Annotated in this window: 27 protein-coding genes and 2 tRNA genes; 17 read left to right on the top strand and 12 right to left on the bottom strand. The window is 65.4% G+C overall.

What is annotated here, in order from left to right:
- Positions 1–8: 8 nt before the first annotated feature.
- The 3 genes from rph to AC1DT6_RS09210 all read right to left on the bottom strand — a co-directional run bounded on the left by rph (position 9) and on the right by AC1DT6_RS09210 (position 3,037).
- Positions 9–728 carry a ribonuclease PH gene (rph, locus tag AC1DT6_RS09220; protein WP_477102442.1) on the bottom strand — a complete coding sequence of 240 codons (720 nt, stop codon included), beginning with the start codon at positions 726–728 and terminating at the stop codon, positions 9–11.
- 173 nt (positions 729–901) lie between these two features.
- The gene (locus AC1DT6_RS09215) at positions 902–1,816 is read right to left on the bottom strand and encodes a PP2C family protein-serine/threonine phosphatase (protein WP_035859458.1); all 915 of its coding nucleotides are present in this window, start codon (positions 1,814–1,816) and stop codon (positions 902–904) included.
- A gap of 168 nt (positions 1,817–1,984) precedes the next feature.
- On the bottom strand, positions 1,985–3,037 hold the full coding sequence (locus AC1DT6_RS09210) for a serine/threonine protein kinase (RefSeq protein ID WP_441632098.1): 1,053 nt from the start codon (positions 3,035–3,037) through the stop codon (positions 1,985–1,987).
- Positions 3,038–3,215: 178 nt separating this feature from the next.
- On the opposite strand from AC1DT6_RS09210, the gene AC1DT6_RS09205 reads away from it, so the two are divergent.
- The 4 genes from AC1DT6_RS09205 to AC1DT6_RS09190 all read left to right on the top strand — a co-directional run bounded on the left by AC1DT6_RS09205 (position 3,216) and on the right by AC1DT6_RS09190 (position 7,780).
- Positions 3,216–4,157, top strand: coding sequence for a YicC/YloC family endoribonuclease (locus AC1DT6_RS09205; RefSeq protein WP_441632096.1), 942 nt, complete (start codon positions 3,216–3,218; stop codon positions 4,155–4,157).
- A gap of 5 nt (positions 4,158–4,162) precedes the next feature.
- Positions 4,163–4,816 carry a guanylate kinase gene (gene gmk, locus AC1DT6_RS09200; protein WP_045238629.1) on the top strand — a complete coding sequence of 218 codons (654 nt, stop codon included), beginning with the start codon at positions 4,163–4,165 and terminating at the stop codon, positions 4,814–4,816.
- Between the two features lie 84 nt (positions 4,817–4,900).
- Complete coding sequence (gene rpoZ, locus AC1DT6_RS09195) at positions 4,901–5,104, top strand: DNA-directed RNA polymerase subunit omega (protein WP_006578656.1); 204 nt, start codon at positions 4,901–4,903, stop codon at positions 5,102–5,104.
- 258 nt (positions 5,105–5,362) lie between these two features.
- The gene (locus AC1DT6_RS09190) at positions 5,363–7,780 is read left to right on the top strand and encodes a RelA/SpoT family protein (RefSeq protein ID WP_441632135.1); all 2,418 of its coding nucleotides are present in this window, start codon (positions 5,363–5,365) and stop codon (positions 7,778–7,780) included.
- A 21-nt stretch (positions 7,781–7,801) separates the two neighbouring features.
- Here the strand turns inward: AC1DT6_RS09190 and greB are convergent, their stop codons facing one another.
- A complete protein-coding gene (greB, locus tag AC1DT6_RS09185) occupies positions 7,802–8,398 on the bottom strand; it encodes a transcription elongation factor GreB (RefSeq protein WP_045238628.1) in 597 nt (198 codons plus the stop codon).
- Between the two features lie 124 nt (positions 8,399–8,522).
- Here greB and AC1DT6_RS09180 point away from each other — a divergent pair.
- The 5 genes from AC1DT6_RS09180 to AC1DT6_RS09160 all read left to right on the top strand — a co-directional run bounded on the left by AC1DT6_RS09180 (position 8,523) and on the right by AC1DT6_RS09160 (position 10,837).
- A tRNA-Arg gene (locus tag AC1DT6_RS09180) sits at positions 8,523–8,599 on the top strand.
- Positions 8,600–8,892: 293 nt separating this feature from the next.
- A complete protein-coding gene (locus AC1DT6_RS09175) occupies positions 8,893–9,699 on the top strand; it encodes a DUF1266 domain-containing protein (protein WP_477114639.1) in 807 nt (268 codons plus the stop codon).
- Positions 9,700–9,800: 101 nt separating this feature from the next.
- Positions 9,801–10,082, top strand: a complete 282-nt coding sequence (locus tag AC1DT6_RS09170) for a hypothetical protein (RefSeq protein ID WP_441632091.1) — start codon at positions 9,801–9,803, stop codon at positions 10,080–10,082.
- A 273-nt stretch (positions 10,083–10,355) separates the two neighbouring features.
- Positions 10,356–10,595, top strand: coding sequence for a hypothetical protein (locus AC1DT6_RS09165; protein WP_477102441.1), 240 nt, complete (start codon positions 10,356–10,358; stop codon positions 10,593–10,595).
- A 166-nt stretch (positions 10,596–10,761) separates the two neighbouring features.
- Positions 10,762–10,837, top strand: a tRNA-Met gene (locus tag AC1DT6_RS09160).
- A gap of 144 nt (positions 10,838–10,981) precedes the next feature.
- On the opposite strand, the gene AC1DT6_RS09155 is transcribed toward AC1DT6_RS09160, so the two are convergent.
- Together AC1DT6_RS09155 and AC1DT6_RS09150 are read right to left on the bottom strand one after the other, a co-directional pair.
- Positions 10,982–11,428, bottom strand: coding sequence for a hypothetical protein (locus tag AC1DT6_RS09155; RefSeq protein ID WP_441632087.1), 447 nt, complete (start codon positions 11,426–11,428; stop codon positions 10,982–10,984).
- A gap of 124 nt (positions 11,429–11,552) precedes the next feature.
- Positions 11,553–11,840: a hypothetical protein gene (locus AC1DT6_RS09150; protein ID WP_276287725.1), complete on the bottom strand. Its 288-nt coding sequence runs from the start codon at positions 11,838–11,840 to the stop codon at positions 11,553–11,555.
- Positions 11,841–12,106: 266 nt separating this feature from the next.
- On the opposite strand from AC1DT6_RS09150, the gene AC1DT6_RS09145 reads away from it, so the two are divergent.
- The gene (locus AC1DT6_RS09145) at positions 12,107–12,790 is read left to right on the top strand and encodes a Fe2+-dependent dioxygenase (protein WP_441632085.1); all 684 of its coding nucleotides are present in this window, start codon (positions 12,107–12,109) and stop codon (positions 12,788–12,790) included.
- A 178-nt stretch (positions 12,791–12,968) separates the two neighbouring features.
- On the opposite strand, the gene AC1DT6_RS09140 is transcribed toward AC1DT6_RS09145, so the two are convergent.
- Entirely contained in the window at positions 12,969–13,274 is a 306-nt protein-coding gene (locus AC1DT6_RS09140; RefSeq protein ID WP_035859467.1) for a hypothetical protein, read from the bottom strand.
- Positions 13,275–13,521: 247 nt separating this feature from the next.
- Here AC1DT6_RS09140 and AC1DT6_RS09135 point away from each other — a divergent pair, with 247 nt between their 5' ends.
- Positions 13,522–13,833 (top strand): hypothetical protein, encoded by a 312-nt coding sequence (locus AC1DT6_RS09135; protein ID WP_035859468.1) that lies wholly within the window; start codon positions 13,522–13,524, stop codon positions 13,831–13,833.
- Between the two features lie 176 nt (positions 13,834–14,009).
- On the top strand, positions 14,010–14,912 hold the full coding sequence (gene lpxO / locus AC1DT6_RS09130) for a lipid A hydroxylase LpxO (protein ID WP_035859469.1): 903 nt from the start codon (positions 14,010–14,012) through the stop codon (positions 14,910–14,912).
- A 93-nt stretch (positions 14,913–15,005) separates the two neighbouring features.
- On the opposite strand, the gene AC1DT6_RS09125 is transcribed toward lpxO, so the two are convergent.
- The 3 genes from AC1DT6_RS09125 to AC1DT6_RS09115 all read right to left on the bottom strand — a co-directional run bounded on the left by AC1DT6_RS09125 (position 15,006) and on the right by AC1DT6_RS09115 (position 18,775).
- On the bottom strand, positions 15,006–16,436 hold the full coding sequence (locus AC1DT6_RS09125) for a sensor domain-containing diguanylate cyclase (RefSeq protein WP_477102459.1): 1,431 nt from the start codon (positions 16,434–16,436) through the stop codon (positions 15,006–15,008).
- A 247-nt stretch (positions 16,437–16,683) separates the two neighbouring features.
- On the bottom strand, positions 16,684–17,097 hold the full coding sequence (locus AC1DT6_RS09120; protein ID WP_477102440.1) for a hypothetical protein: 414 nt from the start codon (positions 17,095–17,097) through the stop codon (positions 16,684–16,686).
- Positions 17,098–17,278: 181 nt separating this feature from the next.
- Positions 17,279–18,775, bottom strand: coding sequence for an aminotransferase-like domain-containing protein (locus tag AC1DT6_RS09115; RefSeq protein ID WP_477102439.1), 1,497 nt, complete (start codon positions 18,773–18,775; stop codon positions 17,279–17,281).
- 174 nt (positions 18,776–18,949) lie between these two features.
- Between AC1DT6_RS09115 and AC1DT6_RS09110 the strand changes: the two genes are divergently transcribed.
- Both AC1DT6_RS09110 and AC1DT6_RS09105 read left to right on the top strand, forming a co-directional pair.
- Complete coding sequence (locus AC1DT6_RS09110) at positions 18,950–19,306, top strand: hypothetical protein (protein WP_477102438.1); 357 nt, start codon at positions 18,950–18,952, stop codon at positions 19,304–19,306.
- Between the two features lie 60 nt (positions 19,307–19,366).
- Positions 19,367–20,350: a threo-3-hydroxy-L-aspartate ammonia-lyase gene (locus tag AC1DT6_RS09105; RefSeq protein ID WP_441632075.1), complete on the top strand. Its 984-nt coding sequence runs from the start codon at positions 19,367–19,369 to the stop codon at positions 20,348–20,350.
- Positions 20,351–20,366: 16 nt separating this feature from the next.
- On the opposite strand, the gene AC1DT6_RS09100 is transcribed toward AC1DT6_RS09105, so the two are convergent.
- Complete coding sequence (locus tag AC1DT6_RS09100) at positions 20,367–20,672, bottom strand: single-stranded DNA-binding protein (RefSeq protein WP_045238616.1); 306 nt, start codon at positions 20,670–20,672, stop codon at positions 20,367–20,369.
- A 231-nt stretch (positions 20,673–20,903) separates the two neighbouring features.
- On the opposite strand from AC1DT6_RS09100, the gene AC1DT6_RS09095 reads away from it, so the two are divergent.
- Complete coding sequence (locus tag AC1DT6_RS09095) at positions 20,904–22,526, top strand: NAD(P)/FAD-dependent oxidoreductase (RefSeq protein WP_441632072.1); 1,623 nt, start codon at positions 20,904–20,906, stop codon at positions 22,524–22,526.
- Between the two features lie 17 nt (positions 22,527–22,543).
- On the opposite strand, the gene AC1DT6_RS09090 is transcribed toward AC1DT6_RS09095, so the two are convergent.
- Positions 22,544–23,818, bottom strand: a complete 1,275-nt coding sequence (locus AC1DT6_RS09090; RefSeq protein WP_477102437.1) for a TIGR03862 family flavoprotein — start codon at positions 23,816–23,818, stop codon at positions 22,544–22,546.
- A 170-nt stretch (positions 23,819–23,988) separates the two neighbouring features.
- Here AC1DT6_RS09090 and AC1DT6_RS09085 point away from each other — a divergent pair, with 170 nt between their 5' ends.
- Positions 23,989–24,366 carry a hypothetical protein gene (locus tag AC1DT6_RS09085; protein WP_441628172.1) on the top strand — a complete coding sequence of 126 codons (378 nt, stop codon included), beginning with the start codon at positions 23,989–23,991 and terminating at the stop codon, positions 24,364–24,366.
- A gap of 72 nt (positions 24,367–24,438) precedes the next feature.
- Entirely contained in the window at positions 24,439–25,005 is a 567-nt protein-coding gene (locus AC1DT6_RS09080) for a DUF1415 domain-containing protein (protein WP_035859476.1), read from the top strand.
- Positions 25,006–25,021 lie beyond the last annotated feature (16 nt).

Here is a 25,021-nt window from a genome sequence, read left to right as displayed (position 1 = left end):
TCACCGTATCAGGCCAGGCCGAGCGCACGGCGCTGGTGCGCCACCAGTTCAGCGATGCCCTGCTCGGCAATACGGGTCATCGCATCGAGGTCGGCGCGGCTGAACGGCACGCCTTCGGCCGTGCCTTGCACTTCGACGAAGCCGCCGCTGCCGGTCATCACCACGTTCATGTCGGTGTCGCAGTTGCTGTCTTCGGCATAGTCCAGGTCGAGCACGGCCACGCCGTCCACCATGCCTACCGAGACGGCGGCGACGAAATCGCGGATCGGGCTGGTCTTGAGCTGGCCGTCCCGCAGCATCGCGGAAATGGCGTCATGGGCGGCCACGAAGGCGCCGGTGATGGCTGCGGTGCGGGTGCCGCCGTCGGCCTGCAGCACGTCGCAGTCCAGTTGGATGGTGTACTCGCCCAGCGCGGACAGGTCGAACACCGAGCGCATGGCGCGGCCGATCAGGCGCTGGATTTCCTGGGTGCGCCCGGTCTGCTTGCCGCGGGCGGCCTCACGGTCGGAGCGCGTATGGGTGGCGCGCGGCAGCATGCCGTACTCGGCGGTGACCCAGCCTTCGCCACTGCCCTTCTTGTGCGGCGGCACCTTGGCCAGCACGCTGGCGGTGCACAGCACCTTGGTATCGCCAAAGGCACTCAGGACGGAGCCTTCGGCGTGGCGGGTGTAGTGTCGGGTCAGGGTGATAGGGCGCAGCGCATCGGCTGCGCGTCCGCTCGGTCGCATGTGTGGGTTTTCTCGGGAATCGGTTCAGGACACGGATTTTAACGCCGCGGGGCTGCGCGTGCCCATCCGGCTTCGATTCGGCCCTCGGCGAACCGCAAATTCCCGCGCCATTGCGGCGCGGGCGGTACTTCCGTCCGGTATGGGCGGCAGGTTTCGCAGGCCGCCCGGAACGCTTAACGCATGAAGTTGCTCGTCTTGTCGATCGCCGCGCGGATCTCGGCGATGGAGCGTTCGATTTCCTCCTCTGACAGCAGGTCGGTGTCGCCGCCGTTGTTCTCGAGGATGGAGGTGGTAAAGGTGTTGAGCGGCAGGGTCTCGGTGGCGACCGAGTCCTCGTTGGAAAGGTGTGCGTCGAGTTCCCACATCATGGCGATCGCGGTGGTGTTGTCGGCGCCGTCGCCCGCATTGTGCAGCGCTTGTTCGATCAGGTCGGGGATGGCGTGCACCACCGACAGGTGGGTCACTTTGTCAACCAGGAGCTGTTCTTCAATGCTGCCCCAGAGCCCGTCCGAGCATAGCAGCGCGACGTCGCCGGGCTCCAGCCGCAGCGGGCCGCCGATGTCGATCAGCGGCAGGTTGGGGGAGCCGAGGCAGTTGTACAGCTTGTTGCGCTCGGGGTGGTTTGCCACCTGCATCGGCAGCACGCGTTCCTGCTGCAGCAGGTTTTCGATCTTGGAGTGGTCGCGCGTGCGGGTCAGCAGGGCGCCCTTGCGCACCAGGTACAGCCGTGAGTCGCCGGCGTGGGCCCAGTGGATCTGGCCATTCTGGACCAGGCAGCAGACCACGGTGGTGCGGGGGACATCGGCCAGCCGGTTGGCTTCGGCATAGCGGTGGATTTCCCGGTGGGCCAGCATGATGGTGTCCTGCAGGAAATCGGCAGGATTGCGGATCGAGGGCCGGGCCTGGGCCTGGAACTGGCGCGCCAGGGTCTGCAAGGCTTGCTGCGCGGCGACTTCGCCTAAAGCGTGGCCGCCCAGGCCATCGGCCAGGACCATCAACAGGGCATCCCGCGTGAAGCAATAGCCCATGCGGTCCTGGTTGATGCGGCGGCCGCCTTTTCTGCTTTCCTGATAGACGGAGAATCGCATGGTGGCTGTAGGGAAATCAGTTTTCGGGAGACGGCGGCGCCGCTTTTGTGCCCGATCGGCGCTGGGTGTGGCAGGGCAGCGGGGCGACGGCTCCCATGATGGTAGGGGATGGCGGAGCAGGCCGGAGCGCAGAGCACGCGTCAGACGCGGGTAGATGTATCGTGTGCATCATTCGGCGCCTGTGCCGGCCTCTTTGGCATGGATGCCCGCGGCGGGTTCTTCGCGCTTGCGCAGCAGGGTGAGGAACCGGCTGGCAAGGGGACGCTCGGCGGCCGCGGAGGTGGCCGGTGCGGCCGCCTGTTCGCCCAGCGCATTGGTCTGTTCGCGCAACTCCTTCTGCAGCCGGAACACGCTCTGCGGCCGTTCGGATGGCGTCAGGCGCAGGCACCATTCGACCAGGTCCACCAGGCCATTGGTGTAGCTGGTGCGCAGCCGGGTGATGGAGTCCGCCATGCGATCATCTTTTTCGCGCTGGTTCGCCTCCTGCGGCGGCATGCCGGCCATGCAGGCATAGAGCGTGGCCCCGAGGCTGTAGATGTCGGTCCACGGCCCCAGTTCGGAATGCTTGCCGTAGAGTTCGGGCGCGGCAAAGCCTGGCGTGTACATGGGCTGGAAGCGCGACGCTTCCATCGTCAGGATCTGGCGCGCAGCGCCGAAATCCAGCAGGATGGGCGACTCGTCCTCGCGCAGATAGATGTTGCCGGGCTTGATATCGAGGTGCAGCAGCTTGTGGATATGCACTTCGCGCAGACCGCTCATCAGGTCGTGGAAGACCTTGCGGATGAAGTGTTCGCGCAATACCTTGGCGCGGCCTTGCTGGCGGGCGTGCAGGATGTGTTCCTGCAGCGTCTTGCCCAGCTCGTAGTTCATCACCATGTAGACGGTGGAATTCTCGCGGAAGAAATTCACCACGCGCACCACGCTGGGATGGGAAATGCGGGCCAGCGAGCGGCCTTCCTCGAAGAAATACTTGAGCCCCAGGCGGAATGAAGCGGCGCTTTCTTCCGGCACCACGGGGATCAGTTCGCCGGGTTTGCGGCGAGCCAGGGACGACGGGAGGTACTCCTTGATCGCAACGGGAGAGCCGGTCTCGTCGGTGGCAAGGTAGACGAAACTGAACCCCCCGCTGGCCAACTTCTTTACAATACGGTAGTTGGACAGCAGCGTGCCGATGGGCAGCGGTGCGCTCTTCGGAGGTGATGCGCCCTTGGACTCTGTCATAGGATTCGGGACCTTGATTGCCTCCGGATTGTCCTGACTAATCGATGACTTGTAAAGAACACAATAGCGGCCATTTTTGGCTCTCTTTTCGGCGTTCGGCCGGCGCGGATGCGGGGCTGCCAGCTCCCCGCGCCGTCTGAACGCATGCGGCCGGATGGCCATTTCGCGAGACTACTCAATGATTCACAGCATGACCGGCTACGGCCTGGCGACCCGCCAGGCGCCGCTGACCGACGCGCATGGCGTGCCCACCGGCAGGACGGCTTCCGTCTCGGTGGAGTTCCGCACCGTCAACTCGCGCTTCCTCGACCTGTTTTTCCGGGCTCCCGAAGAGTGCCGCGCCTTCGAGCCGGCCCTGCGGGAAATGCTCATGGCGAAGCTGTCGCGCGGCAAGCTGGAGTGCCGCATCAACCTGCAGCGCGCCGATGCCGGTGCCGGTGGCACCACGCTGGCGCTCAACGACGCCCTGCTGGCGCAGATCCGCTCGATCGAAACCACCGTGGCCGCCACCTTTTCCGAGGCTGGCTCGCTGCGCATGGGCGAGATCCTGCGCTGGCCGGGCGTGCTGGTCGAGCCCGAACTGTCGCAGGACGCGTTGCGCGAGGCGGTGACGGGCGCGGCCAAGGAAGCGCTGGCCCAGTTGCTCGAAGCGCGCCGCCGCGAAGGCGATGCGCTCAAGGCCACGCTGGACGAACGGATCGAGGCCATGCTGGCCATCGTCGCGCGCCTGACGCCGACGATCCCGCAGCTGATCGCCTGCCAACAGGAAAAGCTGACTGAGCGCCTGCAGGAGGCGTTCAACCTGGTGGCATCGAACGGCATGCCATCGATGAGCCGCGATGAAATCGGCGAGCGCATCCGCCAGGAAGCCACGGTCTACGGCATCCGCATCGACATCGCCGAAGAGCTGTCGCGCCTGCAGGCGCACCTGAACGAAACCCGCCATATCCTCAAGAAGGGCGGGCAGGCCGGCAAGCGGCTCGATTTCATGATGCAGGAGCTCAATCGCGAAGCCAACACGCTGGGCTCCAAGGCCGCGGCCAAGGAGCTGGCCGATGCCGCCATGGAACTCAAGCTGCTGATCGAGCAGATGCGAGAACAGATTCAGAACCTAGAATAATCATCATGAGTGAAACGTCGTCCCACGTCGCAATCGATACAGCCTATCCCGGCAACCTGTTCATGGTGGTGGCGCCCTCCGGTGCCGGCAAGTCCACGCTGGTCAACGCGCTGCTGGCGCAGGACCAGGCCATCCGCCTGTCTATCTCGCACACCACGCGCGCGCCACGGCCGGGCGAGCAGGATGGCCGCGAATACCACTTCACCACGGTGGACGCCTTCCGCGCCGCGCGCGATCGCGGCGAATTTCTCGAGTGGGCCGAGGTGCACGGCAATTACTACGCCACTTCCCGGGTCTGGATCGAGCAGCAGATGGCCCAGGGCAACGATGTGCTGCTGGAAATCGACTGGCAGGGCGCGCAGCAGGTGCACCAGCGCTTTTCCAACGCCATGGAGATCTTCATCCTGCCGCCGTCGCTGCAAGCGCTGGAAGAGCGCCTGAACAAGCGCGGCCAGGACGAGCCCAACGTGATCACGCGCCGCCTGCTGGCGGCCGGCAGCGAAATGGCCCACGCTTCCGAGTCGGACTATGTCATCATCAACGAGGTTTTCGAGCAGGCGCTCGAACAACTGCGCAGCGTGATACGTGCTACCCGTCTGCGTTTTTCGTCGCAAAAGGCGCGTCACGCCGACCTCTTCATCGAGCTCGGTATTCACTGATCCGGAGCGCGGCGGGAACGTTTCTTGCCGCGTGCTGTAAAATAGCCGGCATCGCATAAGGTTTTGTCCCGAGGTGGATTTGATATGGCGCGTATTACCGTCGAAGATTGTCTGAAACACATCCCGAATCGTTTCGAGCTCGCGCTCGCGGCGACCTACCGGGCCCGTCAGCTGGTGCAGGGTCACACCCCCAAGGTCGAGGCCAAGGACAAGCCCACCGTGGTGGCGCTGCGCGAGATCGCTTCGGGCCAGGTCGGCATCGAGATGCTCAAGAAGGTACCGACCTGATTTTCGGGCGGCGGTGGCCAGTCCTCGCAACGCGTACCTTTGCATTGAGACTCTGCTAACGTACCGGTTCGCGTACTTGCTTAACCAGCCAGATTTCGGAAAGCCGCCCACATGTCTTCCTCCCAGCCTTCCTCTCCTGTCGCGACGGCCAGCCCCACGGCGACGCCGGCGCGCCCGCGCGGAGAAGCGCCTGGTGACGCGGGGGGCGAAGCAGTGCCTCCCGTTCAGCGCAAGCGCGCCGGGCCCGGTCAGTCGACCGTGACGGCGCGTACGGGCGCTCCCAATCTTCCCGATCCGCTCGGCAACGATGTTGTCGGGGAACGTGCCGTCGCGCCCGCGATGGGCGCGGGCAAGGGCAGGGCCGTGCAGGCCGCCGCCGAAAGTGAGCTGAGCGGAGCCCCGGTGGCAGCCGGCCCGGGCGACGCGCTGTTTATCGACGCTGTGCTGGCGCAGTCCTACCGTCACTTCTTCGGGCCGACCTCGCAGCCGGCGGTGCCGCCGCGCCAGCAGGTGATCTCGATCACCAGGCTGATGGAAAAGCTGGCCTACCTCAAGCCGGCCGACCAGGCGCACGTGCGCGAGGCCTTCCAGTTCTCGGACGAGGCCCACCTCGGTCAGTACCGCCAGAGCGGCGAGCCTTACATCACGCATCCGGTAGCGGTGGCGGAACTGTGCGCCGACTGGAAGCTCGATGTGCAATCCATCATGGCGGCGCTGCTGCACGACGTGATGGAAGACCAGGGCATCACCAAGAGCGAGCTGGCGGAAAAATTCGGTCCCAAGGTGTCGGAGCTGGTCGATGGCCTGACCAAGCTGGACAAGCTCGAATTCCAGAGCCGCGAGCAGGCGCAGGCGGAGAGTTTCCGCAAGATGCTGCTGGCGATGGCGCGCGACGTGCGGGTGATCCTGGTCAAGCTGGCCGACCGCACCCACAACATGCGCACGCTCGATTTCGTGCCGCCGGAAAAGCGGCGCCGGATCGCGCTCGAAACGATGGAGATCTACGCGCCGATCGCTCATCGGCTCGGTCTCAACACCACCTACCGCGAACTGCAGGAACTGTCCTTCAAGGTCGGCTCGCCGTTCCGCTACGCCACGCTGGAAAAAGCGGTCAAGGCCGCCCGGGGCAACCGGCGCGAGGTGGTCAGGCGCATCCTCGAGACCGCGCAGAAGGCGCTGGGGGATGCCGGCATCGTGGCCGAGCTGTCGGGGCGTGAGAAGACGCTCTACAGCATCTACCGCAAGATGCACGACAAGCAGCTGTCGTTCTCGCAGGTGCTCGACGTATACGGGTTCCGCGTCGTGGTGGAAACCCAGATGCACTGCTATATGGCGATGGGTGCGCTGCACGGGCTGTACAAGCCCATGCCCGGCAAGTTCAAGGACTACATCGCCATTCCGAAGATCAACGGCTACCAGTCCTTGCACACCACGCTGGTGGGCCCGTTCGGCACGCCGGTGGAATTCCAGATCCGCACCCGCGACATGCACCAGATCGCGGAAGCCGGCGTGGCCGCGCACTGGATGTACAAGCACCAGGCCGACCAGGCCAACGATATCCAGCAGCAGGCCCACCAGTGGCTGCAGTCGCTGCTCGATATCCAGAGCCAGACCGGCGATTCGCAGGAATTCCTCGAACACGTCAAGATCGACCTGTTCCCGGATGCGGTCTACGTGTTCACGCCCAAGGGGCATATCCGCGCGCTGCCGCGCGGCGCCACCGCACTCGATTTCGCATATGCCGTGCACAGCGATCTCGGCAACCAGTGCGTGGCGGTCAAGATCAACAACGAGCTGCTGCCGCTGCGCACCGAGCTCAAGAGCGGCGACATCGTCGAGGTGGTGACGGCGCCGTACTCCAAGCCGAATCCGGCCTGGCTGGCCTTTGTGCGCACCGGCAAGGCGCGCGCGGCCATCCGCCACTATCTCAAGACCACGCGGCTCGACGAAGCCATCCAGCTTGGCGAGCGCCTGCTGGAGCAGTCGGCGCGCCAGCTCGGGATCGAGCTGAAGGCACTGCCGCAGTCGGTGTGGGATCGCATGGTGCAGTGGACCGGCAACAAGCACAAGGAAGACATCTTCGCCGACCTGGCACTGGGGCGGCGCGTGCCCGCCGTGGTGGCCAAGCGCATGGAGATCCTGCTGCAAGAGTTGTCCGGCGACGTCGACAGCGCGCTGCTGGCGGCCGTGCAGACCTTCGCCGGCGAAGAAGCGCCAGCGGTGCCGATCACCGGCGACGAAGGCATGTCGATCATCTTCTCGGCATGCTGCCGTCCGATTCCCGGCGATTCCATCGTCGGCTACCTGGGCAAGGGCGAGGGTTTGCAGATCCACGTGCAGGACTGCAAGGTGGCCAAGCGCCTGCACAGCAAGGATCCTGAGCACTGGATCGACGTGATGTGGGCGCGCAAGACCACGCGCGCCTTCGATGTGTCGATTAAGGTGATGGTGCGCAACGTCAAGGGTATCGTCGCCCGCGTCGCGGCCGACCTGACCTCGGCCGACGCTAACGTCGCGCACGTGTCGATGGAGCAGCAGGAGGGTGGCCAGCAGGAGGCCACCTACATGCAGTTCATCATCCAGGTGCAGAACCGCCTGCACCTCGCCAATGTGATGCGGGCGCTCAGGCGCAACCCCGACGTCATCCGCATCTTCCGCGACCGCAACGACGGCTGACCGTCGGCCGGCGTGTCCGGCTCAGTGCTCTCCCGTTTGCGCGGCGGTGCTCTGCTCCGCCTGCTTTTCGGGATAGCGAACCTCCAGGATATCGATCTGCTCGACCCCGGCCGGCGTGCGCAGCGGCACGGTATCGCCTTCGCGCGCCTTGAGCAGCGCGCGTGCGATCGGCGAAATCCAGCTCACATGGTTGCTGTCCAGGTCGACCTCGTCGGTGCCGACGATCGTGACAGTGGTTTCCTCGCCAGTCTGGCTGGCGTAGGTGACGGTGGCGCCGAAAAAGATCTGGTCGTTGTCGCCCTGCAGGGAAGGGTCCACCACCTCGGCTTTTTCCAGGCGCTTGGTCAGGAAGCGGATGCGTCGATCGATCTCGCGCAGGCGCTTCTTGCCGTAGTGATAGTCGCCGTTCTCGGAGCGGTCGCCGTTGGACGCCGCCCACGAAACGATCTGGACCACCTCCGGGCGTGCCACGTCGATCAGATGCATCAGTTCATCGCGCAAGCGTTGGTAGCCTTGGGCGGAGATATAGTTCTTGGTGCCAGGCGGCAGCGGGGTGGCGCCTTCGGGAAGGTCGTCATCCTCGTCGCCGGAAGACTCTTTGACAAATGCCTTGTTCATGGTTGGAATCACATCTGCGGGGCTGTCATTATAGGAAGGCGCGCGCGGTCAGAAGAAAAAGCAAAAAAATGTGCGTAGGGGGTTCACAAACGCTGAAAGTTCGCTATAATCTCTTTTCTCGAGTGCGGCTGTAGCTCAGTTGGATAGAGTACTTGGCTACGAACCAAGGGGTCGTKGGTTCGAATCCTGCCAGCCGCACCACCGATTAAAAGGGCTTCCAGAAATGGAAGCCCTTTTTCATTTCCGGATCCCGTTCATTCTACGGCGTTCTGCCCGTGCCCACGACGTGTGCGCATGACGGGCGTGCGAGCGATTGAGATTCTTCTCATCGTGTACGGCTCTTCCCGCCGCTAGTCTTTGTTCCGGCGCGCATCACATGCGCTTCTGTAGCCGGATCGCTCTGGTGCTGGTTGTTCCCGATCTGCCATGCCGAGCGATCGCACTCTCCCTTGGGGAATCCTGCGATGCGACCTCTGCCATGGTTTGTCTCCGCTGTGCTGCTCGCCCTGCTGGCCGATGCGGCGCGCCGCCGGCGCTTACCGCCGGTATCGTTGCCGCCTGATGCGCGCGGCAAGCTGGACTTGCGCGGCGGCACTTGCGCCGTGGTGCTCGATGGTAGCGCGATGCCCACCTCCGGTGGCCGCGAGCGCTGCCTGCTGGTGAGTCTTTTGCATGACGAGCGCTTCACCCTGAATGCCCGCACACTGGCTACCGGCGCCGATGCGCGCACGCAGGCGGACTTGCTGGCGAACGCCTGGCATATCCATACGGCCGGCGAAGCGCGAGGCACGCTGGCGTGGTTGCTGGAGGAGGGGCATCGCGCACTGTACCCTCAGGTTTGCCGGATCCTGTTTGCGGTGCCGCGTGCGGCCCGCGAGCGCGAGATCGTGCTGCTCGATGAATTGTTTGATCCGGTGCGCCTCGCGCTCTGCGTTGACAACCTCGAGCGCGCCATGCCGGACCTCAGGGCGAGCCGCGTGGTTGGTTCGCGGGTCGATCTCGCGCGTGGCGTGCTGGCCTGGGACATGAGCCGCGCGATCCATGTCGCGCGGGCGGCCTACGATTGCGGCATGCAGACCGAGGCGCAGGCCTGGGCGGTGATCGAGCGCGCGGCGTCCCAGGTCTTCGCGCAGCTTGAGTCCTGGGAGGAGGTTGCGGTGAGCTATCTGCTGGGCCGCGCGATGTGGGGCGGACCCGGCGCCGGCCTCTTGCGGCAGTTGTCGTTCGCTCGTCTTTGTCTTGAGGACTCGGCCAGTCCCTGGCGCGCTGCGCCTTATCGTGCTGCGGCCTGTGGCGCGTAGGCGCATGCCGTCTTGCGAGCCGCGTGCCGGCGGGCTAGGCTGGTTCAGGTGTGCGCATGACTCCTCGAGTCGTGCTTGCCGTGGACAACCCAGGAGATCTCATGAGCAACGCGGACTGGCGGGTGGAGGCTTATCGGGGCATGGACGTCTATGTCCTGGTTTCATCGCCGCGGGCGGGTGGCGTCGCGGCGCTGGGCGAAGTTGCTCAGTGGGGATACGAAGTCCGGGTCTGCCAGGAGGGTGCGGACCCGTCCGACGCCGGCGATACGGAGCGCTTGTCGAGCGGTGCCGCGCATTTTGCTACCCGGCACGCTGCCGAAGTGGCGGCCTTTGGCGCGGCCTACCAACTCGTCGACAAACTGGTGGGGCCCAGGGGGGATTAGCCGCCCGTCCGTTTGTCGCGGGCTTGCTGCAGGCGGAAATACGGCTCGCGGCGCTCCGTCGGGGGTTGGGGGAGTGCGTACAGCACATGCTGCCTGCCGCCCTTCGGGATGCCCTCGGGTAGCTATTGCGAAATGCGCAACATCGCATATTATGCCGTGATATGCATTCTTTATTCGTCTTTGATCGCGATCACGGCGACGATTGTCCTCCCGGCCTATCCTGGTGCTGAAGCGCGCAGCCTGTCAGGCGCGCAAGCAGCAAGGGGGTACATCATGTTGGAGTTCAATGGCTACAAGATCGTTTACGAGGTCCTGTCCCTGCCCAGGGGTAAATGGGCAATCGTTGTCGAGGTCATTCGCAAGAAGGATGGCGAGATCATTGAGAAGCGCCACAACCCGTTTCCGCACCAGTCCTTCGATACCAAGCTCGAAGCGCTGGACCAGGTCAACCGGTACCTGAAGAGCACGCTGGAGTCCGAGGATGAGGAGCCGCGTGCGGCGCGGCGCGCCTGATGGGAGCGCATGGACCTGCGATCCGGGATGCGGTGTGCCTGCGCTGCGGCGCAGGCCATCCAACGCGGAGAGGGAGGGCTAGAGTGCCTGGAAGCGGTTTTTTCACGATGACGTCACAAAGCGATTGCAATGCGCGGCGCGATCCACCATAATCCGGCCTCTCGGACGCGGGGTGGAGCAGTTGGCAGCTCGTCGGGCTCATAACCCGAAGGTCGCAGGTTCAAGTCCTGCCCCCGCAACCAAAGATCTTTTCCGGTCTTGCCTCCCGGCCGTCCTGGCCAAGCTCTGTAAATTCCTACGATCGAAATCCGCATTGCCCGGGGCTGTTTGCGCCGAACCGCGCTGGTCGCACCATCGCACTGCAGACGCAGTTCGCTAATGCGCTCTCAATGCCGCCCACGACCACCTCCGCTCCGGCCGCTGCCGCGTTGCCCGGAGGTTCCCCAGCCGCCATGTCCTCCCCAACTGCCATGGGCACCCCAGCCGCCGTGGTAATAGGGTCGTCCCATGCCGGAACGATAGGGATAGCCATACGGATAGCCGCCGTAGTATCGCCAGCCTCCGCGGTAGACCGGGCCTCGATAGCCGTAGCCGCCGTAGCCGTAATAGAAGGAGGCGCCGTAGGACCCGCTATAGAGCGGCAGCGGATAGCCGTAGTTGTAGCCGTATCCATAGCCGTACGCGCCAGCCGGATAGACCACGCCGCCATCATAGAACCCATAGGGATCGTAAGGGTTGTAGGAAGCGTAGCCGGCGTCATAGGGGTAGCCCACGCATGCGCCAACCGACAGCAGTGATACTGTGAACAGCAGCCGAAGCATGGCGCGGGGCATGATGCGTTGAGTCCGGCAATGGATCGCATCCGGCGGTTGCCGGACGATACCAATTAGAGATCGCGATCCGCCGGGAGGTTCATTACCCCGCGAGCGCGCACGCGGGCCGCCGCCCGCTTGAATCTCAGGCTGGCGTCCGGGCCAGTTCGGCGGCGCGTGCAAAGGTGTCGCGCACCTGCGGCTGACCCTCGCGGGCCGCGGACTCGGCGCGCGCGGTCAGCCGCTCGATCAGCACACTCAGGTTATTGCCCGCGGGCGTGGCCTTGCTGGCGCCGCACTGGTCGACGGCCTCGCGCACGATCTGGCTGAGTTCCTGGCCGACATCGGCACCATCGAAGGCACTGATCGACAGGGCGGAAATCTGCTCAAGGTAAAGATTGACCAACGCTTCGTCATGTACCGGTTCGGGCATTTCCGTCTCCTGGGCAGAGTGGCTGGGTGCATTTCATTGTAGTGGGCGGCATGCGCGGCGGCTGTCGGCACGCGGCTGACAGTACCGGTTTCCTGCACGCCGGTTGACTTGCGTCAGGTCAAGTCATCGGCAAATGGTAATGATTCCTATTTGTGTGGCGAGTCGCTTTCTCTTACAATCGGCGCTCCCCGGAGCGCCATCAGGCTGCTGGCTCAACTGGCCTGCAGGTGCCGCCCGCTAACCGTCTCGCCGAGGTAATCGAAATCATGATGCTGCAAATCCCCGATGTGCTGACACAGGCTCAGGTAGCCCAATGCCGCGCGTGGATGGACGCGGCGGAATGGACCGACGGCAACGCCACTTCCGGCCATCAATCGGCGCTGGCGAAGCGCAACCTGCAGTTGCCGGAAGGCTCGCCCGTGGCGCGCCAGGTCGGCGACCTGATCCAGGATGCGCTGGGGGCCAACCCGCTGTTCATTTCGGCCGCGCTGCCGCTCAAGGTCTACCCGCCCTTGTTCAATCGCTACGAGGGTGGGCATGCATTCGATAATCACATCGACAACGCCATCCGCCACCTGCGCGGCACCAGCTTCCGCATTCGCAGCGACCTGTCGGCCACGCTGTTCCTGACGGCGCCGGAGGATTACGACGGCGGTGAACTGGTGGTGGAGGACACCTACGGCCAACAGCGCGTAAAGCTGCCGGCGGGACATATGGTGCTGTATCCCGCCACCAGCCTGCATCACGTCAGCCCGGTCACGCGCGGCGCGCGCGTGTCGTCATTTTTCTGGATTCAGAGTATGGTGCGCGACGAAGGCCAGCGTTCGGTCCTGTTTGATCTCGATACGCAGATCCAGCGGGTAGGCCAGGCGCTTGGACAAAAAGAGCCGGCCGTGGTGGGGCTTACCGGTGTCTATCACAACCTGCTGCGGCGCTGGGCCGACGCCTGAGGGCGGCGCAGCGATCCGCTGCGAGGCGGGATCAGGCGGTTGCCGCAATGGCGGCTGGCAGTGAGGGGAACGGGAGGGAGATGGGGGAAGCGAGGCGTCATGAACCGCTGGGGCCGGCGCCTCTCGTCACCGGCCTCGATCGGCCGGCGCGTGATGGTGTAACGAGGGTGCAGCGCCTCTAATGACGATCGCGATCCCAGTGTTGCCGGGGCAAGGGAACGGCGACGCGTCGTCGCGCGGGTTTGAGCGCGCGCTGCATGGGCCAGAAAACGTACGTGGTATGCGGGTCCATCGGCTTGCCAAAATAGGACACCCACACCTGCACGCCCTGTTCGGTTTCGGCAACGATTGCGGCCACTGCGCGGGCCGCGACTGCGGGAGACTTGAGCAAGGTGGCCAGCGCTTCCACGCCTTGGACCACGTGGTGCTTGACACCACCGAACCATGCGTACTGACGCATGGCCGACAACAAACGCTTGGTCATGAACGCTACTGTTTAGTTAGTGATGGGAATGAGACCGGAGCTTACACGCTTTGTTCAGTCTTAAATGATGCGTCCTATCTATCGATTACCCTGAGTCATCGGATCTGGCAACCCGGATCTGGCAAGCGCGCGCGGCGTATCGTATCTGTTGTTGTTCGCTTGAGGTCGATCGTCCGCCGCATTGACAACGCGATGGACGAGGGTTAGCGTCATCGTCAGGAACATCCGATCCGGTGGGAGCTTGCCGATGACCGAAGACATGCTCATGCAACTGATGGTCGAAGTCGAGAAGGAGGACCCGATCGACTATGCCGACCTGCCCTTCGACGATGCGACGTTGCGCGCGTTGGTGTGCCATCTGGTAGCGCAGCGTTCCAGCGCGATGGAATCGGCGGGCATGCCGGTGGATGCGCTGCTGGCCACCATGTGGGCCTCCACCGCCAAGCTGGTGCTGGAGAATATGGTGCTCAACGCGCGGCTGCTGACGCTGCAGGGCTTGCCGGATGACGCCAATGCGCTGATCGAGCGCATCGCCCGGCAATCGCGCGGCACGCCTTGAACCGGACCGGCCGGTTTCCCCATCCGTCTCATGTGACGAATTGGTGTGTGGTGCATCAATCTCATTGAGCGCGGCGCCCGCCATTTCGATAAACTACGGGTTTTCGCCCCCCGACACCGTCCTGTTGCCGCGTATGCAACTGCGCGGTGCTGTTGACATGGAATGGAGGATTTCGGGTGATCAAGTGGATAATCGTCGCGACGTACCTGGGAGCGATCCTGTACGTGCATTTTCGCGGCAAGGTGAGGCTGCGCATCTGGCGCCAGTTGCTGGATCATTCGGCACTGGTGGCGCCGGTCAACTGCTTCATGTATGTTTTTTCGGGCGTGCCGCGCACGCCCTACATCCCCGTCGAGCGCTTTCCGGAACTCGAGAAGATCCGTGCCGCGTGGCCGGAGATCCGCGATGAGGGCCTGGCCCTGGCCGCCATGCGCAAGATCAAGGCCGCCGACAAGAACGATGACGCGGGTTTCAACTCGTTTTTCAAATACGGCTGGAAGCGTTTCTACCTGAAGTGGTATGAAGCCCGCCATCCTTCGGCCGAGGTTCTGTGCCCGCGCACTGTCGAGCTGCTGCGTGGCCTGCCGAGCGTGAAGGCGGCGATGTTTGCCGAACTGCCCCCCGGCGGCAAGCTGAACCCGCACCGCGATCCGTTCGCGGGTTCGCTGCGTTACCACCTGGGTCTGGCCACGCCTAACGACGACCGCTGCTTTATCGAGGTCGATGGCGAGCGCCATAGCTGGCGCGACGGGGAAGGCGTGGTGTTCGACGAGACCTACCTGCACTGGGCGGAGAACAAGAGCGACAGCAACCGGCTGATCCTGTTCTGCGATATCGAGCGTCCGATGCGCTTCGGCTGGGCCGGCAAGGTCAACCGCTGGCTGGGCCGCAAGGTCATGACCGCGGCGAGTTCGCCCAACGAGGAATCCGACCAGACCGGCGTGATCAATCGCCTGTTCCGTGTTGTCTGGCTGGGCGGGCAGTATCGCCGCCGCTTTAAGGCATGGAGCCGGCCGGCGTACTACGTGGTGAAGTTCGGCCTGATCGCCGCGGGCGTGGCATTGATCGTGTACCTGTAACGCGAGCTTCAAACGCAGCGCGGTCCCTGGCGGACCGCGGCGCGCAAAAACAGAAAGGGCCGGCTGATGCCGGCCCTTTCTGTTTGCGGTGCGCTATCGGCGGCGGCGTTCGCGCTCGTCGTCGAGCGCTTCGTAATGGGCGCGCTTGGCCTGGTACATGCGCGAGTCGGCCAGCTTGACGGTGTCGCTCAGGCGATCGCCGGCACTGCAGCTTGCCGTGCCGATCGACAGGCTGAGCGCGGTGCCCGGATAGAACTGGTTGTTGAGCTCGACCACCTGATGGATCTGCTCGACCACCGTGGCCGCGCCGCGTTCGTCGCGCGCCGGCAGCAAAATCATGAATTCATCGCCTCCCACCCGGGCCACGCAAGCCTGCTCGCCAACGGCCTTCTTCAGCGCCTCGCCGGTACGGCGCAGCAAGGCATCTCCGTCGCCGTGGCCGAGCTGGTCGTTGACCTGCTTCAGCCCGTTGAGGTCCACCGCGATCACGCTGACCGGCCACGGGCCCTTGCGGCCCAGGCGCGCGAGTTCGTCTTCGTAGTACGCGCGGTTGTAGAGCTTGGTCAGCACGTCGTGCTTGCCCAGGAACTCAACATAGGCCTCGGCCTTCTTGCGCGCGGTGATATCGGTCAGGGAGACCAGCACCTGGTCCCAGTCCGCCTCGTGGCCGGGAAAGACCGACCACTGCATGAACACATCCACCGGCCGGCCATCCAGCGCGTAGTTGACCACCTCGCGCTGCTGCCAGAGCTTTTCGTTCCAGAGGTCGATCAGCTGCTCGGCGAACTGGATGCGCATATTGTCGCGGAACACATCGCCCAGGCGTGACAGCAGTTCCCGCTTGGACGACGCGCTGAACATCAGCAGGGTTTGCTGGTTGACGTCGAGTACGCGGATCTCCTGCATGCAGCGCGAAATAAAATCCGGGTGCACGTTGAGGAAAGTGCGGAAATCCGTGATGCCCGCGCCGCGCACTTCGTCCAGCAGCAGCTTGACCGCGCTGAAATCCTCGACCCATAGCGAGACCGGCGAATGCTCGAACAAGCCCATCGCGTATTGCTCGCTGCGGCGCAGCTCGTGCTCGGTGGCGACGCGCGCGGTGATGTCCTCGATCGACAGCAGCACGCGTTCCCAGGTCGCCTCGTGGCCGGGCATGACCGTTGCCTCCAGCCGGATGTCCAGCCGCTTGCCTTCCAGCGTGTAGTTGACGGTCTGGCTGGAAAAACGCAACCCGCCGTCCCATAGCTGGGCGAGCTCCTCGACGTGCTGGTCGAACATATCGTCGCGAAAGACGGTATCTAGATTGCTGACGAGATCGGAAAGGTCCGAGGCGCGAAAGAGGTCCAGTGTGCGCTGGTTCACATCCAGCACCCGGATCCGTGCCGAACAACGGGCGACTTCCTGCGGATGGGTGCGCAGGTAGCTGCGCAGGTCGCTGACGCCCTGCGCGCGCAGGACCTGGAAGTACTCGCGCACCGCGCTGAAGTCTTCAAGCCACAGCGAGACCGGCGCGAGCTGGAACATGGTTTTGTATTCGGCGTCGATACGCGACGTCTCAGTCGTGGCTACCAATCTCTTTTCTCCCTTTCCCGATAAGCGCGCCAGCCGGGCCGGAGCGCAGGCGGCACGGCTGATCGGGCCATCCGGAATCTGCCGGGAAGGTTGCCGCCATGCTCGCTACGGGCGATAGCATATGGCAGCAGAGGAAGAAATGGGTGGTGTGTGGCGTAAAAACACGCCTGGCGGGTTGCCGCAGCCGCTGGCCCGCCGCTCAGGCCTGGCGGGAAAGCTCGGCAATGCGCGCGGGCGCGTGCCCGTGCGGCGATTTTTCTTGCTCGGCAATCAGTTGCAGCGTGGCCGCCTGCAGCAGCGAGCCGGCGGTCAGATGGGCGGCCAGCGTGCGCAGCTCGTCGAGCTTGCCGCCGGCTGCGGTTTGGGCGTAAGTCATGTCGGTGACTGTCTGGACAGGAACATGGCGGATGGTATCGGCAAGCAAGCCATGTCCGCTTTGTCCTTGATCATGCTTCGTGTGTCTGGCGCCGTCCTTGGCGTCATGGCTAGCCTTGGTCTCGCGGATGTCCGCGCGCGGCGCCAGGCGATGCGCCTGGTCGGCGCGGCGAGCCGTGCAAAGGCGCAAGGCGGAACCCACGGTCTCGACGGCAAGGGGGAGGGAGGGGTGCGGCATCTGGTTCTCCTTGTGAGCGTGGGCTGCCGGTTTCGGCAATGTTCGCAAGGATGCCGGCAGCCCCCGAGGGTGCCTAGGGGGCTGCGATGAACGGCGCGATGGGAGGAGTGAATGGTGGCGCTGGGCGACGGATGCTGCGCTCCAGGCCGCTTTGCCCGGCGCCGGCCGTGGCTAGCGGCCCTCAGCCGCCGCGCCTGGCTCCCGCGCCGCCCTGTGGCCCTGGCCCTGGCCCTGGCCCTGGCTTGTCGGCCACGCGCGCCACCACGCCAGCAAGCGTGCGCAGCGCGCGCTCGATGGCAGGCGAATACGGCGTGCCGCAGTTGAGCCGCAGGAAATGGTCGAAGCGGTTGGAGTTGGAGAACATCACGCCGGGGACCACGCGGATGCCGGCCTCCATGGCCTTGTCGAACACCGTCTCGGACGATACCGATCCCGGCAACTCCACCCACAGGTGCAGGCCGCCGTTCGGGTTGGAGGCGCGCGTGCCCGCGGGGAACTCGGCTGCAATCGCTTGCGCCACCTGCCCGCGCTGGCTGCGCAGTTGCTCGCGCAGGCGCCGCAGGTGACGCTCGAAGGCGCCCGACCCCATGTACTCGGCGGCAGCGATCTGCGCCAGCAGTTCGTTGGGCCGCGACTGGCTGTACTTGAGCATCTCCACGCGCGCCTGCCATCTGCCCGCGGCAATCCAGCCCAGCCGCATGCCAGGGGCCAGTATCTTGTGCAACGAGGCGCAATGGATCACGCCGCCGCCGCGGTCCCAGGCCTTGAGCGCGGCCAGTGGCGCGTCGCTGTCCGCCAGCGCGGAGAAGCAGTCGTCCTCGATCAGCGCGATGGCGCGCTGCTCGCACCATGCCACCAGTTGCGCCTTGTTGGCGTCCGGCATGATGCTGCCCAGCGGATTCTGCAGGTTCGGCACCACCACCACGGCGCGGATGTTGTCGTAGGTTTGTGCCGCCAGTTCCAGCGCTTCGAGCGAGATGCCGGTCTGCGGGCTGCTGGGAATCTCCAGCGCCCGCATGCCCAGGCTTTCCAGTATCTGCAGCAGGCCGTAGTAGGTGGGCGACTCCACGGCAATCACGTCGCCCGGGCGCGCCACCGCGCGCAGGGCAAGGTTGAGGGCTTCCGTGCAGCCATGGGTGACCATGATGTCTTCGGGCGCCACGGTGATGCGCGAAAGCAGTGCGTGCCGCGCCAGCACGGCGCGAAAAGCCGGGTGCCCTTCGGCGTCGGCGGCGCTGCCGAACAGATACGGGTGGCGCCGCAGCGCGCGCGCCGCGGCATTGCGCAGGGCCTCCGCCGGGTAGAGTGCCGGCGCGCCGCAGGCGCCGGCGAAGCTCACCTCGACCGGAAGCTGGCGTCCGCGTGCGGTGATGGCGGAAATGCGCTCATGGATGCCGACGTACTGCGCGGGGTCCGGCAGCGTGGCGGCGGGTTCCTCGATCGGTGCCAGCGGCTTGTGGCGGGTATGCCGCACGAAATAGCCCGAGCGCGGCCTGGCTTCGAGCAGGCCATCGCTCTCCATCTGCCGGCAGGCTTGCAGTGCGGTGGACAAACTCACGCCATGCAGCTCCATCAGGGTGCGCACGGAGGGGATGCGATCTCCCGGCTTCAGTGCGCCGGTTTCGATGGCATGCAGGTAGTGCTGGGCGAGCTGGCGATAGAGCGGGGCGGATTCCATGCGGCATGGTGGCGCGGCGGGAGCCGGCACAACAGATACAGATGTATGGCTTCTGTATCGTAACAGATGGATTGAGGCGCCTCTGTTATGGTTCACAAGCCGCTGGCGTGTGCCTGTTTTGGTCCGGTACTGCCCGGTAGTCTGGAACCCTGTCAAAGCCAGGGAACAGGCATCATGCAAAGCTATCGTTCAGAACCAATCATCGTCGCTGTCGAGCCGGTGCAGGTTGCCCACGCCACGCCGGCGGCGAGCGTGCCGCAAGCGCAGACGCTCGACCTCGAAACCAGCCGTGTGCTACGGTTCCATGCCCAGGCCGGCACCACGCTTTATGTGCTGGAGGGCGAAGTGGACATGGTCGAGGCGCCGCGCTGGCTGTCCGGCACGGTGTGGCGCCTGCCGCGGCGCCTGCCGGCTGGCAGCGCGGCGGAACTGCCGGCGGGCTGGGTGGAAGTGCTGGCGCGGCGAGCGGCCACGCTGCGGCTTCAGCCACCGCCGGCGCGGGCCTGGTGGGCCCGCTGGCTGGCGAGGTAACGCCGGGAGCGCCATTGGTGGCGCGGCAATGCAGGCAATGCATACATGGAGAGCAACACGATGACCGAACTGGCAATTTCCTACGACGACGTGGTCCAGGCCCACCGCCGCCTGGAGGGCGTGGCGCACCGCACGCCGGTGATGACTTCCACTACCGCCGATGCGGCAAGCGGCGCGCAACTGTTTTTCAAGTGCGAGAATTTCCAGCGCATGGGCGCGTTCAAGTTTCGCGGCGCCTATAACGCCATCGCGCAGTTCACGCCCGAGCAGCGGGCGGGCGGGGTGATCGCGTTTTCCTCGGGCAACCATGCGCAGGCGATCGCCCTGTCGGCGCGCCTGTTCGGCGTGCGCGCGGTGATCGTGATGCCGCGCGATGCGCCCGCGATCAAGATCGCCGCCACCCGCGGCTATGGCGGCGAAGTGGTGCTGTACGACCGCTATACCGAGGATCGCGAAGCCATCGGGCGCCGTCTGGCGCAGGAGCAAGGCCTGACGCTGATCCCGCCTTACGATCATCCGCATGTGATGGCCGGGCAGGGCACGGCCGCCAAGGAACTGTTCGAGCAGGCCGGGCCGCTGGATGTGCTGCTGACCCCGCTGGGCGGCGGCGGCCTGTTGTCGGGCTGCGCCGTGGCCGCGCGCGCGCTCAACCCGGACTGCCTGGTGATCGGCGTGGAGCCCGAGGCTGGCAACGACGGCCAGCGCAGCTTGCGCACCGGCAAGATCGTCCACATCGATACCCCCGCCACGCTCGCCGATGGTGCCCAGACGCAGCATCTCGGCCAGCTCACCTTCCCGGTGCTGCGCAGCCTGGTGGACGATGTGGTGACGGTCAGCGACGCGGAACTGGTCGAGGCCATGGCTTTCTTCGCCAGCCGCATGAAGATGATCGTCGAGCCGACCGGCTGCCTGGCGGCCGCAGCCGTGTTCGCCAAGCGGGTTGCCGTGACCGGCAAGCGCGTGGGCGTGCTGCTGTCCGGCGGCAATGTGGACCTGGCCCGCTTTGCCGCCCTGGTGCAGACGGCACAGCCGGCGCAGGACTGAAGGGCTGGCGCGCCGCTCAGTCCTGGCGGTCGTGGGCGCTCAGCATGGCATGCGCCACCAGGTCCAGCGCGGGCCGGGTGTCGCCGTTCTTGTCGGTCCAGACCTTGGGCGTCAGGCTGCCCGACAGCGCCACCGACTCGCCATCCTCCAGCGCCAGCAGCGCGGCGCGCACCTTGTCGGCAAAGGCGATCACGTTGACGATGACGGTATCGCCGTCGTTGACCGCGGCCTTGAGCTTGGCGGTGACGTATAGGCTGCCGCCCTGGCCGGTACGCTCGCTCGCATGGCCGTGGAGCCGGCCGCTGACTAGTGCGTCGATCATTTTTCTTCCTTCCTGGGATTGTCTGGTTGGGCTGCGGGCAACGCGTGCCGGGACACGTTTCCACCTTGCCGGGGTGCGGAAGATCTCACAATTTCGTGGCCTCGTGGCGGAGAATGCGGACCTTGGCCCTAAAAACGATAAAATTGCGGTCCGGCCAGCCCGACGCTCAACCAGAGTGCAGTCAGCGCCCCTTCCAGGGCCGACCCACCGGCCGCAGAATTCCAGGTTCCCATGCTACGTCTAAGTGAAGTCAAACTCCCGCTCGATCATGCCGAGAGCGATCTGAAGGCCGCCGTCCTCGCGCGCCTCGCCGAAATCGGCGTCAAGGCCGACGGCCTGACCGGATTCACCGTGTTCCGACGCGCGCACGATGCCCGCAAGCGCTCCGATATCAAGCTCACCTACATCATCGATATCGAAGTCACGGACGAAGCGGCGGCGATCAAGCGCATGGCCGGCAAGCCGAACTGGAGCGTGACGCCGGACATGGCCTACCGCTTCGTCGCGCAGGCACCGGCGCCGGGCACGGCCTTGCGCCCGGTGGTGATCGGCATGGGGCCGTGCGGATTGCTGGCTGGCCTGATCCTGGCGCAGATGGGCTTCAAGCCCATCATCCTGGAGCGCGGCAAGGAAGTGCGCGAGCGCACCAAGGACACCTTCGGCCTGTGGCGCAAGAGCGTGCTCAATCCCGAGTCGAACGTGCAGTTCGGCGAAGGCGGCGCCGGCACCTTCTCYGACGGCAAGCTGTACAGCCAGATCAAGGATCCGAAGCACTACGGCCGCAAGGTGCTCGACGAGTTCGTCAAGGCCGGCGCGCCGGAAGACATCCTCTATCTCGCGCGTCCGCACATCGGTACCTTCCGCCTGGTCAGCATGGTGGAGAAGATGCGCGCCGAGATTTTCTCGCTCGGCGGCGAGATCCGTTTCGAGACCCGGGTCGAGGATATCGACATCGAACGCGGCAAGGTGCGCGGCCTCAAGCTGTCCAATGGCGAGTACCTGGAGGCCGACCACGTCATCCTGGCGGTGGGCCACAGCGCGCGCGACACCTTTGAGATGCTGTCTGAACGCGGCGTGTTCATGGAGGCCAAGCCGTTCTCGCTGGGCTTCCGCATCGAGCATCCGCAGGGCATGATCAACAGCAGCCGCTTTGGCAAGTTCGCCGGCAACAAGCTGCTGGGCGCCGCCGACTACAAGGTGGTGCACCACGCCAGCAACGGCCGCGCGGTCTACAGCTTCTGCATGTGCCCCGGCGGCACGGTGGTGGCCGCGGCTTCGGAGCCGGGCCGCGTGGTCACCAACGGCATGAGCCAGTACGTCCGCGCCGAGCGCAATGCCAATGCCGGCATCGTGGTCGGCATCACGCCGGAAGATTTCCCTGGCGGCCCGATGGCCGGCATTGCCTTCCAGCGCCACTGGGAAGAGCGTGCGTTCGAACTCGGCGGGCGCAACTACAACGCGCCGGCGCAACTGGTTGGCGACTTCATCGCGCGCCGGCCTTCCACCGCGATGGGCTCGGTCGAGCCTTCGTACAAACCAGGCGTTACGCCGACCGATCTCTCGACCGCGCTGCCCGACTACGTGATCGAGGCCATCCGCGAAGCACTACCCGAACTCGACAAGAAAATCGCTGGTTTTGCCATGCACGATGCCGTGCTGACCGGTGTGGAAACGCGCACGTCTTCGCCGCTGCGCATCCGCCGCAAGGATGACTACCAGAGCATGAATGTGGAAGGCCTGTACCCGGCCGGCGAAGGCGCAGGCTATGCGGGCGGCATCTACTCGGCGGCCATCGATGGCATCGAGGTGGCCGAGGCGGTCGCACTGAGCATCGTCAACGGCAACGCGGCCTGAGCGCCTGCCGCGCGGCCTTAATCCGCGGCAGCGGCTTCCAGATAGGCCGCCGCGCCCAGGCCGGCGGCAAGCCCGCTGGCAAAGCAGGCGGTCAGCAGGTAGCCGCCGGTGGGCGCTTCCCAGTCCAGCATCTCGCCGGCGCAGAACACGCCCGGCATGGCACGCAGCATCAGACCGGCGTCCAGCGCCTCGAACTCGACGCCGCCCGCGCTGCTGATCACTTCGTCGATCGGGCGCGCGCGCAGCAGGCGCAAGGGTAGCGCCTTGAGCGCTACCGCCAGCCGGGCGGGATCGGCAAACGCTTCCTTCGACAGGCATTCGCGCAGCAGTCCGGCCTTTACGCCGGTGATGCCCAGCTTGCTTTGCAGATGGCTCGACAGCGAGCGCGCGCCGCGCGGGCGCTGTACCGCGTCGGCTACGCGTTCGGCACTCAGGCCCGGCGCCAGGTCGAGGTGGATCACGGCTTCCCCCGTGGCTTCGAGCAGGTCGCGCATCGGCGCGCTTAGCGCATACACCAGGCTGCCCTCGATGCCACCCGCGGTGATGACGAATTCGCCTTGGCGATAGTGTTCAATGCCATCCCGGTCGCGCAGGCCGATTGCCACCGCTTTCACCGGCTGCCCGGCAAAACGCGTGTGGAAGTGCTCGCTCCACGCTACGTCGAAACCGCAGTTGGCCGGGCGCAGCGGCGCTACCCCGACGCCGCGCGCGGCCAGCAGCGGCACCCAGGCGCCGTCCGATCCCAGTCGCGCCCAACTGCCGCCGCCCATTGCCAGCACCACCGCGCTGGCCTGCACCACGCGCTCGCCTTCCGGCGTGGCGAAGCACAGCTTGCGGGGGAAGTCGCCGCCGGCGTCCGCCCAGCCCAGCCAGCGATGCCGCATATGGAACTGCACGCCGGCTTCACGCAGGCGGTGCAGCCATGCGCGCAGCATCGGCGCGGCCTTCATGTCGGTCGGAAAGACACGGCCCGAGCTGCCGACGAAGGTACCGATGCCCAGGCCGTGCACCCAGTCGCGCAGCGCTTGCGGATCGAAGCCCGCCAGCAGCGGCGCGATCTGCGCGCTGCGGCTGCCGTAGCGCGCCAGGAAAGGCTGCGCGGCTTCGGAATGCGTCAGGTTCATGCCGCCGCGCCCGGCCATCAGGAACTTGCGGCCGACCGATGGCATGGCGTCGTACACGTCCACGCGAAACCCGCGCCCAGCCAGTGCCTCGGCCGCCATCAGGCCCGCGGGTCCGCCGCCGATCACGGCGATGCTGGCGGCTGGGAGGGGGGCGGTGGGTGCAGACATGGTTTGAATCCGGGGGAAAGCGGTCGGTCGCGGAATGCGGCGCAAGGTATGGTGCGGCGGATCGGATTATATAGGGCAGGGCGAGGCAGCTTGCCCGTGCCGGAACGCCTGCGAGGTGCAACTGCTAAGATCGCGCTTTCCCGCGTGCTACTGGTTTCCTGCGTTCCCCCATGCTCTTGCCGTCTCGCCTGTCGTTCCCGCTTCCCGCCGCGCGGGCTGTCGTGCTGGTCTTGCTGAGTCTGCTGGCAGGGGTGACACAGGCCCAGGAAACAGCGCAAGGCCTGCAGGACAAGGCGATGAAGGGCGACTTCCTGGCCCAGCGCAACCTGTCCTACTGCCTGCAGTCGGGTTGCCTCGGTCTGGAGCGCGACCGCGTCAAGGCCTGCATGTGGCGCAAGGTCATCCTGCTGTCGGGCGATCGCCATGTCACCGACCTGGATAGCGCCAATCTGGAGTACGTCTGCGGCAAGCTCAGCGCGGCCGAGCGCGATGCGGCCATGCGGCAGGCCGAGACGCTGGCGCGCCAGATCTACGCGCCGCGCCGCTAGGCGGCACCGCCTCGTAGCGGCGGTGCGGGCAGCGGGCGCTAAAATAACGGTTTAGCGCCGTCCGTCATCGCCATGTCTTTCGCTTCGCCATCCGGCCAGTCCGTCGTGCACGCCACCCAGCAATGGCTGGAGCGCGCCGTGATCGGCCTCAACCTGTGTCCCTTCGCCAAGGCCGTGCACGTGAAGCGGCAGATCCGCTATGCGGTGTGCGAGGCCACCGATACCGAGGGCGTGCTGGCCGATCTCGAAACCGAGATGCGCACGCTCGCCGATGCCGATCCCGCCGAGATCGACACCACCTTGCTGATCGTGCCGCATGCGCTGGCCGATTTCCTCGAGTACAACGATTTCCTCTACTTCGCCGAGCGCCTGCTCAAGAGCCTGCGGCTGGCGGGCATCCTGCAGATCGCCAGCTTTCATCCGGACTATGTGTTCGGCGGCAGCGAGCCGGACGACATCGAGAACTACACCAACCGCGCGCCTTACCCCATCCTGCACCTGCTGCGCGAGGACAGCATCGCGCGGGCCGTGGAGGCGTTTCCCGATGCGGCGGAAATCTACGAGCGCAACGAGCAGACCATGCGCCGGCTCGGCCACGAGGGCTGGCGCAAGCTGATGGCCGAAGACGGCGGGAAATAAAAAACGCGCCGTCGCG

It is taken from the genome of Cupriavidus sp. 01L45 (assembly GCF_056399885.1).
The sequence above is the reverse complement of the archived record's forward strand: the minus strand, read 5'-3'. Positions and strand labels throughout refer to the sequence as shown.

Bases quoted from the DNA above. Each gene is read 5' to 3' on its own strand.
- rph (WP_477102442.1), bottom strand. From the start codon at position 728: ATGCGACCGAGCGGACGCGCAGCCGATGCGCTGCGCCCTATCACCCTG.
- AC1DT6_RS09215 (WP_035859458.1), bottom strand. From the start codon at position 1,816: ATGCGATTCTCCGTCTATCAGGAAAGCAGAAAAGGCGGCCGCCGCATC.
- AC1DT6_RS09210 (WP_441632098.1), bottom strand. From the start codon at position 3,037: ATGACAGAGTCCAAGGGCGCATCACCTCCGAAGAGCGCACCGCTGCCC.
- AC1DT6_RS09205 (WP_441632096.1), top strand. From the start codon at position 3,216: ATGATTCACAGCATGACCGGCTACGGCCTGGCGACCCGCCAGGCGCCG.
- gmk (WP_045238629.1), top strand. From the start codon at position 4,163: ATGAGTGAAACGTCGTCCCACGTCGCAATCGATACAGCCTATCCCGGC.
- rpoZ (WP_006578656.1), top strand. From the start codon at position 4,901: ATGGCGCGTATTACCGTCGAAGATTGTCTGAAACACATCCCGAATCGT.
- greB (WP_045238628.1), bottom strand. From the start codon at position 8,398: ATGAACAAGGCATTTGTCAAAGAGTCTTCCGGCGACGAGGATGACGAC.
- AC1DT6_RS09170 (WP_441632091.1), top strand. From the start codon at position 9,801: ATGAGCAACGCGGACTGGCGGGTGGAGGCTTATCGGGGCATGGACGTC.
- AC1DT6_RS09165 (WP_477102441.1), top strand. From the start codon at position 10,356: ATGTTGGAGTTCAATGGCTACAAGATCGTTTACGAGGTCCTGTCCCTG.
- AC1DT6_RS09155 (WP_441632087.1), bottom strand. From the start codon at position 11,428: ATGCCCCGCGCCATGCTTCGGCTGCTGTTCACAGTATCACTGCTGTCG.
- AC1DT6_RS09150 (WP_276287725.1), bottom strand. From the start codon at position 11,840: ATGCCCGAACCGGTACATGACGAAGCGTTGGTCAATCTTTACCTTGAG.
- AC1DT6_RS09145 (WP_441632085.1), top strand. From the start codon at position 12,107: ATGATGCTGCAAATCCCCGATGTGCTGACACAGGCTCAGGTAGCCCAA.
- AC1DT6_RS09140 (WP_035859467.1), bottom strand. From the start codon at position 13,274: ATGACCAAGCGTTTGTTGTCGGCCATGCGTCAGTACGCATGGTTCGGT.
- AC1DT6_RS09135 (WP_035859468.1), top strand. From the start codon at position 13,522: ATGACCGAAGACATGCTCATGCAACTGATGGTCGAAGTCGAGAAGGAG.
- AC1DT6_RS09125 (WP_477102459.1), bottom strand. From the start codon at position 16,436: ATGTTCCAGCTCGCGCCGGTCTCGCTGTGGCTTGAAGACTTCAGCGCG.
- AC1DT6_RS09120 (WP_477102440.1), bottom strand. From the start codon at position 17,097: ATGCCGCACCCCTCCCTCCCCCTTGCCGTCGAGACCGTGGGTTCCGCC.
- AC1DT6_RS09115 (WP_477102439.1), bottom strand. From the start codon at position 18,775: ATGGAATCCGCCCCGCTCTATCGCCAGCTCGCCCAGCACTACCTGCAT.
- AC1DT6_RS09110 (WP_477102438.1), top strand. From the start codon at position 18,950: ATGCAAAGCTATCGTTCAGAACCAATCATCGTCGCTGTCGAGCCGGTG.
- AC1DT6_RS09105 (WP_441632075.1), top strand. From the start codon at position 19,367: ATGACCGAACTGGCAATTTCCTACGACGACGTGGTCCAGGCCCACCGC.
- AC1DT6_RS09100 (WP_045238616.1), bottom strand. From the start codon at position 20,672: ATGATCGACGCACTAGTCAGCGGCCGGCTCCACGGCCATGCGAGCGAG.
- AC1DT6_RS09090 (WP_477102437.1), bottom strand. From the start codon at position 23,818: ATGTCTGCACCCACCGCCCCCCTCCCAGCCGCCAGCATCGCCGTGATC.
- AC1DT6_RS09085 (WP_441628172.1), top strand. From the start codon at position 23,989: ATGCTCTTGCCGTCTCGCCTGTCGTTCCCGCTTCCCGCCGCGCGGGCT.
- AC1DT6_RS09080 (WP_035859476.1), top strand. From the start codon at position 24,439: ATGTCTTTCGCTTCGCCATCCGGCCAGTCCGTCGTGCACGCCACCCAG.